This is a genomic window from Aminobacter sp. LjRoot7 (assembly GCF_964252895.1).
GTDB classification, from domain to species: domain Bacteria; phylum Pseudomonadota; class Alphaproteobacteria; order Rhizobiales; family Rhizobiaceae; genus Aminobacter; species Aminobacter aminovorans_B.
In genome coordinates this window covers 189,830-207,954 of sequence record NZ_CAXUPX020000004.1, presented here as the reverse complement: position 1 = coordinate 207,954, position 18,125 = coordinate 189,830, and the positions used below count along the sequence as shown (strand labels likewise).

17 protein-coding genes are annotated in these 18,125 nt (G+C 64.1%); 10 read left to right on the top strand and 7 right to left on the bottom strand.

Going from position 1 to position 18,125, the window contains the following annotated elements:
• Positions 1-14: 14 nt before the first annotated feature.
• On the bottom strand, positions 15-782 hold the full coding sequence (locus ACSQ3E_RS13995) for a DeoR/GlpR family DNA-binding transcription regulator (RefSeq protein WP_436123145.1): 768 nt from the start codon (positions 780-782) through the stop codon (positions 15-17).
• 264 nt (positions 783-1,046) lie between these two features.
• On the opposite strand from ACSQ3E_RS13995, the gene ACSQ3E_RS13990 reads away from it, so the two are divergent.
• The gene (locus tag ACSQ3E_RS13990; RefSeq protein WP_436123144.1) at positions 1,047-4,346 is read left to right on the top strand and encodes an autotransporter domain-containing protein; all 3,300 of its coding nucleotides are present in this window, start codon (positions 1,047-1,049) and stop codon (positions 4,344-4,346) included.
• Positions 4,347-4,553: 207 nt separating this feature from the next.
• On the opposite strand, the gene ACSQ3E_RS13985 is transcribed toward ACSQ3E_RS13990, so the two are convergent.
• Positions 4,554-4,763 (bottom strand): hypothetical protein, encoded by a 210-nt coding sequence (locus tag ACSQ3E_RS13985; protein ID WP_436123143.1) that lies wholly within the window; start codon positions 4,761-4,763, stop codon positions 4,554-4,556.
• 569 nt (positions 4,764-5,332) lie between these two features.
• Between ACSQ3E_RS13985 and ACSQ3E_RS13980 the strand changes: the two genes are divergently transcribed.
• From ACSQ3E_RS13980 to ACSQ3E_RS13970, 3 genes are all read left to right on the top strand, one after another.
• A complete protein-coding gene (locus ACSQ3E_RS13980; RefSeq protein WP_436123142.1) occupies positions 5,333-5,815 on the top strand; it encodes a GNAT family N-acetyltransferase in 483 nt (160 codons plus the stop codon).
• Positions 5,816-5,885: 70 nt separating this feature from the next.
• On the top strand, positions 5,886-7,259 hold the full coding sequence (locus ACSQ3E_RS13975) for an NfeD family protein (protein ID WP_436123141.1): 1,374 nt from the start codon (positions 5,886-5,888) through the stop codon (positions 7,257-7,259).
• Positions 7,256-8,017, top strand: coding sequence for a slipin family protein (locus ACSQ3E_RS13970; RefSeq protein ID WP_436123140.1), 762 nt, complete (start codon positions 7,256-7,258; stop codon positions 8,015-8,017). The genes ACSQ3E_RS13975 and ACSQ3E_RS13970 overlap by 4 nt, the downstream gene beginning before the upstream one ends.
• 11 nt (positions 8,018-8,028) lie before the next feature.
• On the opposite strand, the gene ACSQ3E_RS13965 is transcribed toward ACSQ3E_RS13970, so the two are convergent.
• Together ACSQ3E_RS13965 and ACSQ3E_RS13960 are read right to left on the bottom strand one after the other, a co-directional pair.
• Entirely contained in the window at positions 8,029-8,928 is a 900-nt protein-coding gene (locus ACSQ3E_RS13965) for a LysR family transcriptional regulator (protein ID WP_436123139.1), read from the bottom strand.
• Between the two features lie 16 nt (positions 8,929-8,944).
• The gene (locus tag ACSQ3E_RS13960) at positions 8,945-9,919 is read right to left on the bottom strand and encodes a YeiH family protein (protein WP_436123363.1); all 975 of its coding nucleotides are present in this window, start codon (positions 9,917-9,919) and stop codon (positions 8,945-8,947) included.
• Positions 9,920-10,184: 265 nt separating this feature from the next.
• Here ACSQ3E_RS13960 and ACSQ3E_RS13955 point away from each other — a divergent pair, with 265 nt between their 5' ends.
• Both ACSQ3E_RS13955 and ACSQ3E_RS13950 read left to right on the top strand, forming a co-directional pair.
• The gene (locus tag ACSQ3E_RS13955) at positions 10,185-11,078 is read left to right on the top strand and encodes a DMT family transporter (protein ID WP_436123138.1); all 894 of its coding nucleotides are present in this window, start codon (positions 10,185-10,187) and stop codon (positions 11,076-11,078) included.
• 93 nt (positions 11,079-11,171) lie between these two features.
• The gene (locus tag ACSQ3E_RS13950) at positions 11,172-11,642 is read left to right on the top strand and encodes a DUF1801 domain-containing protein (RefSeq protein WP_436123137.1); all 471 of its coding nucleotides are present in this window, start codon (positions 11,172-11,174) and stop codon (positions 11,640-11,642) included.
• Positions 11,643-11,652: 10 nt separating this feature from the next.
• Here ACSQ3E_RS13950 and ACSQ3E_RS13945 read toward each other — a convergent pair whose 3' ends face one another.
• The 3 genes from ACSQ3E_RS13945 to ACSQ3E_RS13935 all read right to left on the bottom strand — a co-directional run bounded on the left by ACSQ3E_RS13945 (position 11,653) and on the right by ACSQ3E_RS13935 (position 15,114).
• Positions 11,653-13,077 carry a coniferyl aldehyde dehydrogenase gene (locus ACSQ3E_RS13945; RefSeq protein WP_436123136.1) on the bottom strand — a complete coding sequence of 475 codons (1,425 nt, stop codon included), beginning with the start codon at positions 13,075-13,077 and terminating at the stop codon, positions 11,653-11,655.
• On the bottom strand, positions 13,064-13,762 hold the full coding sequence (locus ACSQ3E_RS13940) for a lysoplasmalogenase (protein ID WP_436123135.1): 699 nt from the start codon (positions 13,760-13,762) through the stop codon (positions 13,064-13,066). Before ACSQ3E_RS13940 ends, ACSQ3E_RS13945 begins: the two co-directional genes overlap by 14 nt.
• A 242-nt stretch (positions 13,763-14,004) precedes the next feature.
• Entirely contained in the window at positions 14,005-15,114 is a 1,110-nt protein-coding gene (locus ACSQ3E_RS13935; protein WP_436123134.1) for an epoxide hydrolase family protein, read from the bottom strand.
• Positions 15,115-15,217: 103 nt separating this feature from the next.
• Between ACSQ3E_RS13935 and ACSQ3E_RS13930 the strand changes: the two genes are divergently transcribed.
• The 4 genes from ACSQ3E_RS13930 (at position 15,218) to minE (ending at position 18,101) form a co-directional block, all read left to right on the top strand.
• Positions 15,218-16,120: a LysR family transcriptional regulator gene (locus ACSQ3E_RS13930; RefSeq protein ID WP_436123133.1), complete on the top strand. Its 903-nt coding sequence runs from the start codon at positions 15,218-15,220 to the stop codon at positions 16,118-16,120.
• Between the two features lie 177 nt (positions 16,121-16,297).
• Complete coding sequence (minC, locus tag ACSQ3E_RS13925; protein ID WP_436123132.1) at positions 16,298-17,002, top strand: septum site-determining protein MinC; 705 nt, start codon at positions 16,298-16,300, stop codon at positions 17,000-17,002.
• A gap of 17 nt (positions 17,003-17,019) precedes the next feature.
• Positions 17,020-17,835, top strand: a complete 816-nt coding sequence (gene minD / locus ACSQ3E_RS13920; protein ID WP_310327118.1) for a septum site-determining protein MinD — start codon at positions 17,020-17,022, stop codon at positions 17,833-17,835.
• Positions 17,832-18,101 carry a cell division topological specificity factor MinE gene (gene minE, locus ACSQ3E_RS13915; protein WP_310327120.1) on the top strand — a complete coding sequence of 90 codons (270 nt, stop codon included), beginning with the start codon at positions 17,832-17,834 and terminating at the stop codon, positions 18,099-18,101. The genes minD and minE overlap by 4 nt, the downstream gene beginning before the upstream one ends.
• Positions 18,102-18,125 lie beyond the last annotated feature (24 nt).

The window sequence follows — 18,125 nt, the reverse complement described above, 5'->3', positions numbered from 1 at the left end:
TCGTTGCGCGTGATCTAGACGCAAATCTCGACGCCGCTGTCGCGCAGCCGGGCGAGCAGGTGCTCCTCCGGCAGCGTGTCGGTGACGAGCGTGTGGATGTCATAAAGCGAACCGAGGCGGACAAGGGCACGGCGGCCGAATTTCGAGCTGTCGACGGCCATGATGGTGCGCGCGGACTGCCCCATGGCGGCGGAGACGGCAGCGACCTCGGCATGGTCGTCGTCGCCGATGTCGCCGTCATGGTCGACGCCGCTGACCGAGATGATGGCCACGTCGAACTTGAAGCGCCTGATGTATTCCGACGTTTCCTCGCGGAAGACGCCGCCGTCGACCTGGCGCACGAAGCCGCCGGGCACGGCGATGGCGAAATTGGTGCTTTCGCTGAGCGTCGTTGCGACGCGCAGCGAATAGGTGACGACGCGCAGGTCGCGGCGCTTGACCAGCGCGCGCGCCACCGCCTCGCAAGTGGTGCCGGTGTCGATGAAAACGGCGGCGCCATCGGGCACCAGTTCGGCGGCCAGGCTGCCGATGCGCTCCTTGGCGGCGGCGTTTTCGACACGGCGCTGGCGCAGCACCGCAGGATCGACCGGCGCTGAAATCGTCGCCCCGCCATGCAGGCGCCGCACCTTGCCGCCCTGTTCGAGCGCCATGATGTCGCGACGCGCGGTCTGGGTGGTCACCCCGTAAAGCGTGGTGATCTCCTCGATCGAGACGTAGTGGTTCTTCTCGAGATAGCCGAGCAGCTGGGCCTGACGGGCCGATTTCTTGTTGTCCGTGTCCATGCCAGGTCCGTCGGTTTGGGGCATCTGCGATCCGGTCTCCACGATCCTAGCTAGCAAAATAGTCGGGCGGTTTCATCCGCAATGCCAGCCGCCGCGCGGTTCATTTCAGGAATCGTATCCATTTCCGAAAATGTTGTAAAAGTGACATCTACCATCACTAGTGTCCGTTTTCGTACTTTTCAGTGACCGCAACATGTCATTCGCACGCTGGCCCTGGCGGTTTTGTGACAATGCGCGGTCGCATCGCAAAAACGGAGTGACGCGATGACGACGATCCACAACGGCACGGCCGAACAGCCAGCCGGCACATCCGGCCAGCACCACAGACGCTTGCGCGTGCTTGCTGCGGCACTTTTGTGCGGCACGACATTGGCGATGTCGGCGATGACAGCACAGGCGGCGGAGGATTCGATCAGGATCCTGACGCTGAACACCTGGCTCGACCGCTTCAAGCCCAACCCTGCGGTCGCGGCTGATTTCTTCATCAAGGGCAATTACGACGTCCTGACCTTCCAGGAGTTCCGCGCCAACAGCACCTATGCTCGCGATTTGCCGGGCCTGATGCAAGCTGCCGGCCTTGGCACCTACGGCACGCGCCAGGACAGCGACGTCGGTGTCTTTTCGCGCCTGCCGGGCACGTTCGGCGCCTTCACCTCGGGTGCGGTTGCGACCTACACCAAGGTCGACGCCACGGCCAAGCGGCCGCAGACGATCGTCGGCACCACCCATCTCAACTATTATGACGAGCCGACCAACCGCATCAGCCAGGCCAAGGCGCTGAACAACTGGGCGAAGGCACAAACGGGGCCGTTGATCCTGACCGGCGATTTCAACGCTGGCGACGTGTCGGAGCGTGGCCTGCACTCGATCAGCCAGCAGGAGCGGCTGCTCAGGATCTACACCAAGAACCCGACCAACGCGTTTTACCTCAGCCTGCTCAAGCAATACGCCAAGGACCAGGCCCAGCTCGACGCCTTCATCGCCCAGTGGAAGGGCAAGCCCGGATCGCAGATCGATGCTGCGACGGTGCCGTCCGGCCTGTTCGCCGACGAGATGTACCCGGTGGCCGGCAACCTGCCGCAGACGATGAACATCCTGAAAAAGCAGTACCAGCTGCTGCAGCTGCCCAACGAGCGCGAGCAGTTTTCGCCGCATGCACTGAATGACGGCTCGGTGACCTGGCCATCGCATGGCGAGGACGCGACCAACACCTGGGGCAGCTGGCACCGGGTGAAGATCGACCATTTCCTGGCCTCGCGGCCGTTCGGCAAATGGTGGACGATCAAGGACGATCCGACTGACCCCTATCTCGGCGTCATCACCGACGTCAGCTATGTCACCAATCCGGATGGCTCGAAGACGCCGATGTCGGACCACGAACCGGTGGCGCACAATCTGCGCTGGGTCGGGCCGCAGCTCGAGACCTATGATGACAATGGCACCGCCAAGACGCGACTGGTGTGGGGCAAGGATGCCTCGACCTTCGGCGAGAAGGGCAAGGAGTTCTTCCTATCGCGCAACAACATGCGCGACGACGTCTATCTCGGCCAGATCTCCGACGACAACGGCATGCCGATCCTGACCGGCCTGACGGATGCCGAAAAGAAGACGCTGCTCGACTGCAAGAGCACCGATGCGCGCTTCCAGCAGGCGATCCGCGACTATTGCATCGATGACCACAGCTTCATCGGCGAAACCAGGGTCGCCGATGGCGGCACTGTGATCGTCGAGGAGGACGCGGCTCTCGGTGGCGAACAGGCGAAGCTCCGGCTCGATGGCGGCAGCCTCAGGGTTTCAGGCACCGACATGCATGTGCTGGGTCGCAGCGTCGTGCTGGAGGCGGGCGGCGGTTCGCTCGACATCGCCGCTGCCAGCAATGTTGTTGGCATCAACAAGGCGATTTCGGGCACAGGCAACCTGACCAAACTCGGTCTTGGCACGCTGCTGCTCGATGGTAGCCACAGCTACACCGGCGAAACCATCGTCAAGGCTGGCGCGCTTTCGGTGCAGGGCTCGATCGCTTCGTCGAAGCTGGTAACGATCGGCGCCGGCGGCATGCTCGGTGGCATCGGCACGCTCGGCAACACGGTGGTCGCCTCGGGCGGTACGCTTTCGCCCGGCAATTCGATCGGCACGATCGAGATTTCAGGCGACATCACCTTCGAGGCAGGGTCGAAATTCGAGGTCGAAGCCAACGACAAAGGCGAGAGCGACAAGGTTGCAGCCACTGGCAAGGCGATCCTGAAGGGCGGCTCGGTGCTGACGCTGGCAACCGGCAACAACTATGCACCACAGACGCATTACAAGATCGTCACCGCCGACGGTGGCGTGACCGGTTCGTTTGCCGAGGTGAGCTCGAACCTTGCCTTCCTCGATCCGTCGCTGGCTTACGGTGCCAATGATGTGACGCTGACGCTGAATCGCAACGACATCACATTTGCCGATGTCGGCACGACGCCGAACCAGAAGGCGGCTGCCGCAGCACTTGAAAGCACCGGTTTCGGTAATGCGGCCTACGCGGCGGTCGTCAATCTCGACGAGGCCAGCGCGCAGCAGGCGTTTGGCCAGCTGTCGGGCGAGGTGCATGCGTCGACGCAAGGCATGATGATGCAGGACGGCGGCGTGCTGCTCGATGTTGCCACCAGCCGTATCGACCAGGCGTTTGGCGATACGACTGCGGCCAGCATGCCCGTGATGGCCTATGGCGATGGCGGTCTGGAACTGGCACCTGCCGACACCGACCGCTTCGCGTTGTGGAGCCGCGCCTTCGGTTCGTGGGGCAGCACGAACGGCGACGGCAATGCGATGGGCTTCGACCGCAGCTCAGGCGGTCTTGTCGGCGGCGCCGACGCGATGGTCGGGCACAGCTGGCGCGTCGGCGTGCTGGCCGGCTACAGCCGCTCGTCCTTCGACGCAGCGGACGGCTCTTCGAATGGCAGCAGCGACAACTATCATGTCGGCATCACTGCCGGCACGCGGGTTGGCGCCTTTGGCCTGACGGCGGGTGCGACCTACAGCTGGCACCGCTTCGACACCGCGCGCTCGGTGGCGTTTACGGGCTTCTCGGATGCGCTGACGGCCAAGTATGACGGCGGCACCGCACAGCTGTTCGGCGAGGCGAGCTACAAGGTCGATGCAGGGCGCTTCGCCATCGAAGGCTTCTCCAACCTGTCCTATGTCAACCTGCGCACCGACGCCTTCACCGAGACGGGCGGAGCAGCGGCACTGTCGAGCCAGGCAACGAGCAATGACGTCACCTTCACGACGCTGGGTGTTCGCGCCTCGACCGATGCCGCACTCGGCGCGGTGAATGCCACAGTGCGCGGCACGATCGGCTGGCGCCATGCCTTCGGCGACGTCACGCCGGTCTCGTCGATGGCCTTCGCCGGCTCCGACGGCTTCGAGGTGGCGGGCACGCCGATCGCCAGGAACGCAGCGGTTCTGGGCGCCGGCATCGACTTCGACATCGCGCCGAAGGCCAAGCTGGGCATCAGCTACACCGGCCAGCTGAGCAACGGTGCTTCCGACCACGGCATCGACGCCAAGCTGGCGGTCAGCTTCTAGGCGCTTGTTGCCAGCTCCGCTTTGCTGAACCGGAAGTGGCTTTTCCGCTTCTGCTGCTAGCGGACCAAGATCGACGCCAAGCTTGCAGTCAATTTCCAGGAACTGCGATCTCTCCTGCCGGTCATTGCTGGCAGGAGGGGGAACAAGAAGCCTATAGCGTCGAAAAAGGCATCCGCGGCCATGGGGCCGTGGCCGCGGATGCCTGACTTACCTGACCTTGTGGCCCTGCAGGATGCGCTCGACGGGCGCCCAGCCGATGTAGCGCGGCTGGGTCCAGCCTTCGGCGGGCTCCAGTGCCTCGACGGCGCGGATGTCATGGATGCGCACCTCGTCCCAGGCGTGGACGATGCGGCCGTCGCCGAGGCAAAGCCCGACATGGCCCCAGTTGGTCGTGATGTCGAACAGCTCGCCGGTCATGTCGAAGAAAACGAAGGCGCCGCGCGGCGGCTCGCCCTGACGGGATGCCGGTCACGCCGTATTCGTCGGCCGATTCCTTGGCGGAAGAGCCGCCGAAGACTTCGATGGCGTTGCTCTCTTCATAGGCGTCCTCGACGAAGGCGAGGCAGCGGAAGCAGTAGTGCTCGTTGCCGAGCTGGGAGATAGCCCAGATGATGGCGCTATCGATGTAGTTTTCTGTGCCTGTTTTCACGGAGCAGATATCCTGTTGAGATGGTGGGTGCGTCGATCTCGATCATGATTGTTGCGATGCGCGCCATTCGACCCTCCATTCCAGGATAATAAATTAGTGATGTCAGGATTTATTCCCGACATGTTGCTGTGTTTGCCGAAGCAAGTGGTTCTTGCGTCGGGCCGAGGCTCATACTGTTGTTTGATGTTCTGGTGCAATACATAAATTGCACTGTGCATTACTTGACGACCTCGAAATCCGAATTTATGTGCGCTCCGGGCAACAGCCCAACCCGTTGGCGGACGACACGAACCGCGCCGGCATTTGCCGGGTCAGACATCCCAGCATGGAAAGTGCCATGACCGAACAGATCAATTCGGCCGCCGAAGTCTCGTTGCGCCGCATCACCTCCCAGACCGTCTCCGATATCTGCGATCTCAGCGAGACACTGAGCGAGGCCCAGCGCAACAAGGTGGCCGACAACGCCATGTCGATCGCCGAGGCGCATTTTTCCGAAAACGCATGGTTCCGTGCCGTCTATGCCGACGACGTGCCGATTGGCTTCGTCATGCTGCATATCGGTTCCGACTACGACGTCATCGACTGCCCAGGCGCCTTCCTGTGGCGCTTCATGATCGCGGGACCGTTCCAGCGCATGGGCTTTGGCGAAAAGGCGATCGCGCTCGTCGTCCGCGAGATGAAGGCGAGGGGCTTTTCAGAACTCTTCACCAGCTATGGGCTGGGCGAGGCGAGCCCGGAAGGCTTCTACAAGCGCCTCGGATTCGTCACGACCGGCGAGACCTATGACGATGAAGTCGAGGCTGTGCTGAAGTTCAGCTGACGGCAGTCCAAACGCGCAGATTGGACTTCGCGCAAAGCGTGCCCATATCTTACGATGTGGAGCTTTGAGCGTGAAACTCGCGCGTTTGGCCCTTTTCGTCGTGGCGCTTGTCGCCGCTGCGGCCTTTACTGCCTCTTCCTCGATCGGAGAAGACAGCGGCCGGGCGAAGGTGGCGTTGACCATCGTCATCGATGGCGCCATCGGTCCGGCCAGCGCAAGGCAGCTCAAGGAAGGCCTCGAGACGGCGGCCAAGCGCAACGCCTCGGTCGTCATCCTCGAGATGAACACGCCCGGCGGGCTCGTCACCTCGATGCGCGAGATGATCGCCGACATCCTGGCGTCGCCCATTCCCGTCATCGGTTATGTCGCACCATCAGGCGGTCACGCGGCAAGTGCCGGCACCTATATCCTTTATGCTACCCATGTGGCGGCGATGGCGCCGGGCACCAATCTGGGGGCAGCAACTCCTGTCGAATTCGGCGGCACGCCGACGTTGCCGGGCGGTGACGACAAGGACAAGAAGACCGGTCAGCCTGCTGGCGACCCGATGATGGCCAAGGTCACCAATGACGCGGTTGCCCTGATCCGCTCGCTTGCTGAACTGCGCGGGCGCAATGCCGACTGGGGCGAAAAGGCGGTGCGCGAGGCAGCCAGCCTGTCGGCCAACGCGGCGCTGCAAGATCATGTCATCGACCTCGTTGCGCACGACCCCGCCGATCTGCTGCAGCAGGCGAATGGCCGCATGGTCGATGTGGCCGGCAAGAAGGAGGTGCTGGCGACCAGGGAGCTGCCGGTCGAGGTCATCGAACCTGGCTGGCTGATCCGCCTGCTTGCGATCATTACCGATCCGAACGTTGCCGTGATCCTGCTGCTGGTCGGCGTCTACGGCCTTGTCTTCGAGTTTTCGAGCCCTGGCATGGTGGCGCCGGGTGTCATCGGCACCGTGGCGCTGCTGCTCGGGCTTTATGCGCTCGACCTTTTGCCGATCAACTATGCCGGTCTCGCCCTGATGCTGCTTGGCCTCGCCTTCCTGGTCATGGAGGCGTTCAACCCTACGGTGGTGCTGGGGCTGGGCGGCCTGGTGGCCTTCCTTTTGGGGGCTGCGATGCTGCTTCTGGTTCAGGGCCCCGGTTTTGAAATATCGTGGCTGCTGATCGGCACCGCCGCCGCGCTGACGCTTGGCTTGGCGCTCTTGACCGGCAGCTATTTCTGGGCGGCGCGGCACCGGCCTTCGCGCGTCGGCGCAAAGGCGATGAACGGCCTGCCGGTCGAGATCATCGACTGGTCGGCGGGCGAGGGCCATGTCTTCGCCCAGGGCGAACGCTGGCGGGCGAGGGCCGACGAGCCGCTCGCACCTGGCGATAGCGCCGAAGTCACCGGGGTCGAGGACCTCGTGCTGACGCTCCGGCGCCGGAATGTGCAAAAGCCAGGAGAATCGCAATGATGGTCGGCTACATCGCCTATCTGATACTCGCGCTCGTCGTGGTCATGTTCCTTTCGGCGGCGATCAAGATTCTCAGGGAATATGAGCGCGGCGTCGTCTTCACGCTCGGACGCTTCACCGGGGTGAAGGGGCCGGGGCTGATCATCCTGATCCCCTTTGTCCAGCAGATGGTGCGGGTCGACCTGCGCGTGGTGGTGCAGGACGTGCCGCCACAGGATGTGATCTCGCGCGACAACGTCTCGGTGAAGGTCAATGCGGTGCTGTATTTCCGCATCGTCGATCCCGAGCGCGCGATCATCAAGGTCGAGGATTACATGGCGGCAACCAGCCAACTGGCGCAGACCACGGTGCGCTCGGTGCTCGGCAAGCACGAACTCGACGAGATGTTGGCGGAACGCGACAAGCTGAACGGCGCCATCCAGGAGATCCTCGACCAGCAGACAGACGCCTGGGGCATCAAGGTGACGAATGTCGAGATCAAGCATGTCGACCTCAACGAGAGCATGATCCGCGCGATCGCCAAGCAGGCCGAGGCCGAAAGGCTGCGCCGCGCCAAGGTGATCAATGCCGAGGGCGAACAGCAGGCGGCGCAAAAGCTGGTCGAGGCCGGCAGGATGCTGGCCAAGGAACCGCAGGCGATGCAGCTGCGCTACTTCGAGGCGCTGCACGACATCTCGGGCGAGCGCTCGTCGACGGTGGTGTTTCCGCTGCCGATCGACCTGCTGGGGCTTTTCAAACAGGCCGGCGAGAGCAAGTGAAGTCGCCCGAGCTAGGCGCCGATGCCTTGCGTATCGCCCTTCACCTGCGCGAGGAATTCGCGCGCGGCGCGGGTGGCATAACGCTCCTTGTGACGGAGCACGAAGAAGCTGCGCTTGGGCAGGGCAAAGTCGATGGCGACAAGCGTGCCGGCCTTGAGCGAAGCATGCGCCACAAGCCGCGACATGATGGCGACCCCGGCGCCTGCTTCCACCGCCGCGCGCACGGCCTCGTTCGATGGCAGTTCGAGCGCGATGTCGAGGCTGCCGGTTTCGACGCCGCGCAACGCCCGTATCGCTTCGAAATGGGCCCGCGTGCCCGAGCCCTGCTCGCGCACGATCCAGCGCTGCGACTTCAGCTCCTCGGGAGAGGATGGCGGCGTGACGGTCCATGGATGACCGGTGACGGCGACCAACACCAGCTCGTCTTCGGCGACCGCTTCGATGGCCAGTGCCGGATCGTCGACCTCGCCCTCGACGAAGCCGAGATCGGCCGAGCCGTCATGGATTTGTGCCGCAACCGTCTCGGTGTTGCCGATGGTGATGCCGAGCGCGATGCCGGGAAAACGCTGTTGGAAACGATGGGCGACCAATGGCAGCCAGTAATTGGCGACCGTCTGGCTGCCGGCGAGCTTGAGCGACCCGCGCTTCAGGCCAGCGAGATCGGCGAGCACCACTTCGGCGGAACCGGCGCGGGCCAGCACGGCGCGCGCCTCGGACAGGAAGATGCGGCCGGCGTCGGTCAGCACGATGCGGCGGCCGACGCGGTCGAACAGTTTGGTCTGGTAACGCGCCTCCAGTGCCGACACCGCGGCGCTTGTCGCCGATTGCGTCAGATTCAGCGCCTGAGCGGCCTGGGTGACATGTTCGCGTTCGGCGACCGCAACGAAGATCCGGAGCTGTTCGAGGGTCACGGCTTTCCTTTCGGTCTCAGCCCAGAAGCTTGACCAGCATTAGAGAGAAAGTCGCGATGAAAAGGAACGCGGCCAGACCAAGAAAGAGTGGACGGAGTCCCTTGGCCTGGAGCTTGCGGATGTCGGTCTCCAGCCCCATGGCGGCAAGCGCCATGGTGAGCAGGAAGGTGGTGAGGGCGACGATCCATGTCTTCGCATCCACCGGAATGTCGACCAGGCTGTTGACGCCGACCATGGCGACGAAGCCGAGCACGAACCACGGCATCGGGGCAGTTGCGCCGGCGTGCGTTGCCCGCGACGACCGCGCACGCTGGCGGGCGGCAAGGCCGAGCGCGATCACGACAGGTGCCAACATCATGACACGGGTGAGTTTTGCCACGGTGCCGAACTCGCCGGCCTGCTGGCCGTCCTGGAAGGCGGCTGCGACGACCTGGGCGATCTCGTGGATCGACGCACCTGCCCACAACCCATAGGCATGCGGGCCGAGATGCAGCAGCCCGGGCAGCAGCGGATAGGCAAACATCGCGATCGAGCCGAAGACGGTGACGCAGGCAACGGCATAGGCGACATCCTCGTCGGGCGCCCTGGTCACTGTGTTGGTGGCGATGACGGCGGATGCGCCGCAGATCGAGGTGCCGGCGGCGATCAGTTCAGCAAGTTTTTGCTCGACGCCGAGCAGCCGGCCGAGCCACAGGGTGAAGGCGAAGGTGGCGACGAGCGTGGCGGCGATGATGACCACTCCAGTGATGCCGACCTCGGCGACTTGGCTTGCCGTCAGCTGCAAGCCAAGCAGGATGATGGCGAAACGCAGCACCTTGCGCATCGAAAACGCCACGCCAGGCCTGGCGCGCGCCGGGGTGCCGACCAGATTGTGGAAGGCGATGCCCAGCACGATCGCAATGATCATCGGGCTGAAATTGCCAAGGCCGGGCAGGTGGCGAAGCGCGAAGGCGAGGGCGGCGATACCTGCGGCAAGCAGCAACCCGGGCAGCAGCTTGGCGCCGTCGTGACCACTGCGCACTGCATTGCGCCCTGCCTGGCTGCGGCTGGCGGGGATTGCGGTTTCGGTTCGGGTTAGAGCGTTCATGGGCTTGGACCTGTCAGTTTCAGGTGCAAGCTATGCGCCGGCTTTCCATCAATCCAACGCGTAATATCGGTTGAATCGTTCGGGGTAGACGAATGGTTGGAGCGCGTTTCACCCCGGTCTAGTCTCTGCTATCTCTTTGTTTTCAGACCTCTTGCCAGCCGAGTCGCCGATGCCTGTTTATGAGATTGCAGCACTGGGTGCCGCGACATGCTGGGCCGTTACCGGGCTGATTTCGGCCGGGCCTGCCGGCCATCTCGGCGCGCCGGCATTCAACCGGCTGCGTCAGCTTTTCGTCACCGGCTTGCTGGCGATCTATGTGCTGGCGACAGGCACATGGCGCGAGCTCGACGCCAGCGTTGCCGGGCCGCTGCTTTTGTCGGGGCTGATCGGCATCTTCGCCGGCGACACGCTTTTGTTTGCGGCTCTGAACCGGCTCGGCCCGCGCCGCTCCGGCATCCTGTTTGCGCTGAATGCGCCGATTGCTGCTGTGCTTGGCTGGCTGATGCTGGGCGAGGATCTTTCGGCAAAGGCCGCCGCCGGCATCGGGCTGACCTGCGCCGGCGTGCTGCTGGCGATCCTGTTTGGCAAGCGCCGCGACCAGCTGCACGCCTGGGAGACGGTGAAGGGGCCGCTGTGGATCGGTGTGGCGCTCGGGCTGGGGGCCGCAACCGGCCAGGCGATCGGCTCGATCATCGCGCGGCCGATCATGGCGACTGGAATCGACCCGTTCCTGGCGTCGATGATGCGCGTCGGCATCGCGGCCTTCTGCCTGACGGTGCTGCTGCAACTGCCGATCCCCGCGGTGAAGCCGAAGGGGCCGCTGACCTGGAAGGTGGCGGCACTGACGGCGCTGACCGGCTTCATCGCGCTCGCCATCGGCATGACGCTGCTGCTGTTTGCGCTGTCCGGGGGCAAGGTCGGCATCGTCTCGACGCTGTCGGCGACGTCGCCGGTGATCATCCTGCCGATGCTGTGGGCGAAGACTGGCGAGCGCCCGGCCGGCGGTGCCTGGGCGGGTGCGGCATTGGTGGTCGCCGGCATGGCACTGCTGTTCATGAAGTGAGCCAGGCAGGCGGCAACAAGGCCTGCCGGGCGCCTGAATTTCAGCAGGATTTGTCAATCCGCCTCATGCGATCATGCAAGCAGGACGCACGCGATGATGCACCGGGCCGACATGATGGATCGTCTTCAGGCTGACATGGATGGCGCGGCTGCGCGTCAAACGGCGATGCCCGAGGCGGTTGCAGCGGCTTTCGCCGCCTTTCCGGCGCCGGTGCGGGCGCGGCTGCTTGAGGTTCGCTCGCTGATCCTGTCGACGGCTGCCGAGACTCCGGGCGTCGGGCCTCTAAGCGAAACGCTGAAATGGGGCGAGCCGGCCTACCTGACCGAAGCCAGCGGCAGCGCCACCACCATACGACTGGGCTGCCCGAAGACGGGCGGCCGCACATGCGCGGTGTATTTCAACTGCCGCACGACGCTGGTCGACAGTTTTCGCGCCCATTTCGGCGATGTCTTCACCTACGAGGGCAACAGGGCGATCCTGTTCGACGCCGACGAACCCTTGCCTAAGGCACCACTGGCGATCTGCCTGGCGATGGCGCTCACCTATCACCGAAGGCAGCGGTGACGCTTCTGGGTCAGTGCAGCTTGGTCACCAGCCGCACAATCCAGTCGGTCAGGCCCTTGTAGGGCGGGCGGATCAGGTCGCTGGCCGAGGGTTCGTATTTGCGCAGCACTGGCATTGCCTTGGAGAAGGTGAGGAAACCCTCGCGGCCGTGATAGTGGCCCATACCCGAGGCGCCGACGCCACCGAAGGGTAGGTCAGCACAGGCGAACTGGTAGAGCGTATCGTTGACGCAGACGCCGCCGGCGACGATGCGTGACAGCATGCTCTCGATCTCGGCCTTGTCGTCGCCGAAGCAGTAGAGCGCCAGCGGGCGGTCGCGTTCCACGACATAGGAAATCGCCTCGTCGAGCGCGGCATAGCTCACGATCGGCAGGATCGGGCCAAAGATCTCGTCGCGCATGACGGCGCTGTCGGGCGCGGGGTCGAGCACGGCGATTGGCGCCAGCAGGCGCTGACGGCTTGAAGGCAGCGAGGTCGCGTCAAGCAGCGAAACCTGTTCGTGGCCGCGCGAGGCAGCATCGTCGAGCAGGCCGTTGAGGCGGGTGAGCTGGCCGTCATTGATAACAGAGGTGTAGTCGTCAAAACCCTGCTTGTCGTTGTAGCGGGCGCTGACCTCCTGCCTGACCAGGCGGACGAGTTCGTCGCGCTTGTCCTTCGGCACCAGCACATAGTCGGGCGCGATGCAGGTCTGGCCGGCGTTGAAGAATTTTCCCGTGGCGATACGCCGGGCCGTGCGTTCGAGATTGGCCGAGGGGGCGATGATGGCCGGCGACTTGCCGCCGAGCTCGAGCGTAACAGGCGTCAGGTTGCGGGCGGCGGCCGCCATGACCTTGCGGCCGACAGCCGTCGAGCCGGTGAAGAACAGGTGGTCGAAGGGCAGTTCGGAGAAGGCCGCCGACAGCTCGGCGCCGCCTTGCGCTACGGCCACGCGCGACGCCGGGAAGACTTCTGATAGCAACGACTGCAGGAAGGCCGCCGTGCGCGGCGTGTGCTCCGAGGGTTTAAGGAAGACGTGGTTGCCGGCGGCTATGGCAGCGACGAGCGGGGTGAGCGCCAGGTTCACCGGATAGTTCCACGGCGCGATGACGCCGACCACGCCGAGCGGCACGTGGCGGATCTCGGCGCTGGCCGGCAGGAGTTTCCAGCCGGCCGAACGGCGCTCGGGTTTCAGCCACGACTTCAGCTTGCGCAGCGTGTGCTTGATCTCCGACAGCACGACGCTGCCTTCGCCGAGCAGGCTTTCGTGGCGCGAGCGGTGGCCGAAATCAGCGCTGATTGCGTCGACCATCTCGTTCAGGCGCTGGCTGAAGGCGCGCTGCAGGCGCTTGAGGTCGTCGACGCGCTGGGCATAGGACGGGCGCGTCTCGAGCCAGGCGGCGCGCAGCGTGTCGAAGGTCGCCCTGAGATCGGGCTGGCTGTCGTTAAGCTTCAGCATCGTTTTCCGTCGAGCGGGCGAAGAGATACTGCGCGGCATAGTAGGTGCTGAGCACCCAGATTGCATTGTAGGGAATGTTCCAGCGGAACCGGCCATAAGCAAGCATTGTGTCGCTGACCACGAAGAACAGGCCGCCGAACGCGGCAAAGCGTGCCGCCCGCTGCCCCGGCGTGCCGGCAAGCTGGCGGTCGCGCGACAACGCCTGGGCGGCCATGCCGACGAGCACCAGCGCATAGATCACCACCGGAATGCGCATCGGCGAGGGCAGATGCGACCACAGGCCCGCGAATACGGCCGCTGCGATGACGGCAAACGGCGCGAAGATCGTGACGTGGCGGCCGAACCTGCTATCGCGGGTCAATGCCCAGATGTAGGCGCAGTGGGTGATCAGGAAGCAGACGAGGCCGGCAAGGAAATAGTCGCCCGGCAGCATCAGGAAGAAATCGCCCGCCGCGGCAAAGGCAAGGCCTACAGCGATCGGCAGGCCATAGGCGCGCGAGCCCATGCCGCGCAACACGGCGACAAGCAGAAGCAGTGTCGCCGTCGGCTTGGTGAGGTAATGCAGCCAGCGCCAGGACGAGCTGTCGTCGGGCGCGATCAGGCTGCCCAAGATGGCAAGGACCGCGCAGATGGCGAACAGCCAGTAGAGCGCGGTGTTGCTGCGTGTTTCCGTCAATTTATCCATGCTGCCCGCTCCCCCCTCGTGCTGCCGATTTCAGGATAAGCCAATGTTTTCGACGGTTTGTCCAGTTACCGGAACGTAAGGTGCGGGAAGGGGTTGGCTGCGTGGACGAATTGGCGGGAAGGCGGAACCAGGATTGGTCTCGGCTCGCCGCCAATCGAGCCAAGACCGTTGCGCAGGGGGCTACTGAAGGTGCGGCCAACGCCCCGAACGAGTCCGGTTCTGTCGGCCGCGCCCGAGGTGCCTCACAAGCGGCTGGCAAATGCCCTGATGTCGGCCGCCAGCAATTCAGGCTGCTCCAGCGCCGGGAAATGCCCGCCTGAAGGCATCACCGTCCATTGTTCGATGTCGAACCAGCGCTCGCCCCAGCTTTGCGGGGCAGGAAGGATGTCGCGCGGGAAGATGGCGACGGCCACCGAAACCCCGCTTCTGGGTGGCGGTGACATCGCGCCCTGGTCGCTGAAGGCTTCGCGATAGAGCCATTGCGACGAACCGATCGTTTCGGTGACCCAATAGATGGTCAGGATTGTGCTGAGAACGTCGTTCGAAACCTTCCGGTCATCCGTCCAGTTTTGGAATTTCTCGGCAATCCAGGCTGCCAGCCCCGCTGGCGAGTCGTTGAGAGCGGCTGCTATGGTGCGCGGCTTGGTGGCATGCAGCATCGCATAGGCGCCTTCCGCCATCCGCCACTGTGGGACGACGTCCAGAAACGCGCGCTCCTCGTCGTCGAGGTCGGAGGCAGCGGGATATCCCGAGAATACATTGACCATGTGGATGCCAAGGAGCCGGTGATGATGATTTGCCCGTAGCCGCTCGACTACGCCGGCACCCATGTCGCTGCCATGGGCGAGGAACTGCTCGTAGCCAAGGCTTGACATCAGCTTCGCCCAGAGGTCGGCGATCCCAGTGATGTTCATCCCTGATGACGTCGGCCGATCCGAAAAGCCGTATCCGGGTATGGACGGGATCACGACATCGAACGACAGGCCGTCCTGTTCCATGGTCAGCAGCGGGATGAGCGGAAGAAGCTCGACGAAGCAGCTTGGCCAGCCATTTGTCAGCACGATCGGAATGCGTCGCGCACCCTGGCCGCGGACATGGACAAAGTGGATGCCGATGCCGTCGATGTCCATTCGGTAGGCCGGAATGCCGTTGAGTTCCGCTTCTGCCTTTCGCCAATCGAAGTGGCGCCAATGATGGAGCACATTACGCAGTTCGGCTTGCGGCATGCCGGATGCCCAGGTGCAGTCGCCGGGGCATTCGACAAACCGCGCCTGATCGAGGCGGCGATGGAGATCGGCGAGGACGTCATCGGGCACCGAGATCTGGAACGGGATTACGTTGGCGGGTGTCATGGTCGGTTGTTGTCCGGCATTTGAGTGGGTTGCCTGGACGGTATGAGCCACGGGTTGCGATCTTGAAATTGCATAAAAGTGGAGAGCTGCTATTCAGTTTTGAATGAAAGCCGCGCCCGATTGGTCCCTCTACCGTTCCTTCTGTGCCGTCTTGAAAGAGGGTTCGCTGTCGGCTGCAGCTCGGTCTATCGGTCTGAGCCAGCCGACGCTCAGCCGCCACATCCTTGCGTTGGAAGAAGCACTCGGCCTCACCCTGTTCACCCGCTCGCCGGACGGGTTGCTTCCGACCGACGAAGCGATGGCGATGAGGGAAGAGGCGGAGGCGCTGGCATCTGCAGCCGATGCCCTGTTTCGAGCGGCATCCGGCCCGCTGGCCCGCAACGTCGGCACGGTTCGTATCGCCACGAGCGAGGTGGTCGCGGCCGAATTCACAGGACCGATCCTCGCTGGAATTCGCAAGGTCCATCCAGGGCTTGTCCTGGAGGTCGCGGTTTCCAACCGGATCAACGATCTGCTGCGCCGCGAAGCGGACATTGCAGTCAGGATGACCCGCCCTGTTCAAACCGGGTTGGTTGCCAAGCTGGTGGGCCGCAGCGAACTGGGTCTCTACGCCCACCCCCGCTATCTTGAAGAGAGCCCTGCACCCGACACCTCCGCCGAGCTGTTCGATCACGCATTGGTCGGGTTCGACACGCCTCTGGCCTATACCAAAACCTTTGCGATCGGCGGGGTTGCCGTGACGCGTGACCGGTTTGCAGTTCGCAGCGACAGCGACATGGCCCAGCTTGCCGCGATCAGGTCGGGATGCGGCATCGGCGTCTGCCACCAGGCGATCGCAGAACGCGCGGGACTGACGCGTGTCCTGGCCGATGCCTTCAAGCCCCAGGTCGAATGCTGGATTGCGATGCACCAGGACATGCGCTCCACGACACGCCACCGGACCGTCTTCGATGCGCTGGCGACGGGCCTGGAAGGCTTCCTCAAGGGCGGACCAGACATCCGGTGAACGTGTGCCGGTCGGCGGTGGCGCTTGCCGCATTGCCGAGGCCGCAGGCGCGGTGCCGTCGCGCAAAAGAAACACATCGGGCGTATTGCAGGCTGTAAGGCGAATTGCAGTTTACGTTTCGTTCACCATCGCCTACACCCCGACCTCCCTGAAGTCCCGCCGGTGATTTGCGCCCCGATGCAGAACAAATCCATCCGTTTTCGCGCCCGTTCGTTCGTCGCCTTCGCGCTTGTGCCCGAGGCGCCGCTGGACCAGTGGCTGCAGGATCTCGACCGCTGGATCGAGAATTCTCCCGGCTTTTTCAAGGGTCGGCCGGTGGTGCTGGACCTCAATGTGCTGAAGCCGCTGGCCGACGAAATCGGCGCCCTGGTGGCGCTGATCGCCGAGCGCGGAATCAGGACCTATGCGATCGAGGCCGACTACATCGATTCGCTCGGCGACGAGCTGCCGCCGAAGCTGGCCGGCGCCAGGAAGACGATGATCGAGGAAGAACAGGTCGACGCCGAGGCGCTGGCGAAGGCCGAGGAGGCCGCCAAGGCGCCGCTGTCGCCATCGAACACGCTGATCGTCGAGCAACCGGTGCGTTCCGGCCAGTCGATCGTGCACCCGCATGGCGACGTCATCGTCATGGGCTCGGCGAGCTTCGGCTCCGAAATCCTCGCCGGTGGCTCGATCCACGTCTACGGCACACTGCGCGGCCGCGCCTTTGCCGGCGCCTGGGGCGACCGCAGCGCCCGCATCTTCTGCCGCCGCAACGAGGCCGAGCTTTTGGCCGTCGACGGCTGGTACCGCACCGCCGAGGACATGGAGCCGTCGATGCATGGCAAGGCGATCCAGGTCCATCTGGAAGACAATGCCATCCAGGTCGCGCCCCTCAATTGACAAACGGAGACAACAAAATGGGCAAGGTAGTGGTCGTCACATCTGGCAAGGGCGGCGTCGGCAAGACGACCTCGACGGCTGCCCTCGGAGCCGTGCTGGCCCAGTCCGGCAAGAAGGTGGTACTGATCGACTTCGACGTCGGCCTGCGCAACCTCGACCTGGTGATGGGCGCCGAGCGCCGCGTCGTCTTCGACCTCGTCAACGTCACCCAGGGCCAGGCCAAGCTGGCGCAGGCGCTGATCCGCGACAAGCGCGTCGAATCGCTGTTTTTGCTGCCGGCCTCGCAGACGCGCGACAAGGACGCGTTGACCGAGGAAGGCGTCGCCGGCGTCATCAATGCGCTCAGGGACAAGTTCGACTACGTGCTGTGCGACAGCCCGGCCGGTATCGAGCGCGGCGCCCAGCTTGCCATGCGCTTCGCCGACGAGGCCGTCATCGTCACCAATCCGGAAGTGAGCTCGGTGCGCGATTCCGACCGCATTATCGGCCTGCTCGATTCCAAGACGCTAAAAGCCGAGCAGGGCGAGCGCGTCACCAAGCACGTGCTGGTGACCCGTTATGATGCCGGCCGCGCAGCGCGCGGCGAGATGCTCTCGATCGACGACGTGCTGGAGATTCTGTCGGTACCGTTGCTCGGCATCATCCCGGAGAGCCAGGGCGTGCTGCGCGCCTCCAATGTCGGCTCGCCGGTGACGCTGAACGAGCCGACCAATGCGGCTGCCCGTGCCTATGCCGATGCCGCCAAGCGGCTGCAGGGCGAGGACGTGCCGATGGTCACGCCAGTCGAGAAGAAAGGTCTCCTTAACCGTCTTCTGGGAAGGAGAGTGGCATGAAACTCCTCGACTTCTTCAAGCGTGGCGGCAGTGCACCGGTGGCGCGCGAGCGCCTGCAGGTGCTGCTCGCCTACGAGCGCAACAACCGCAACCAGCCCGATCTCGTCGCCGTGCTGCGCGAGGAGATCATCGCGGTCATCGCCAAGCACGTCCAGGTCAACCAGGACGACGTTAAGATCACAATGGATCGCGGCGCCACCACCTCGACGCTGGAAATCGACATCCACATCCCCAACGCCGGCATCAAGGCCGCGCCGGCGATCTGAACGACGCAAGATGCGCGGCGCCGT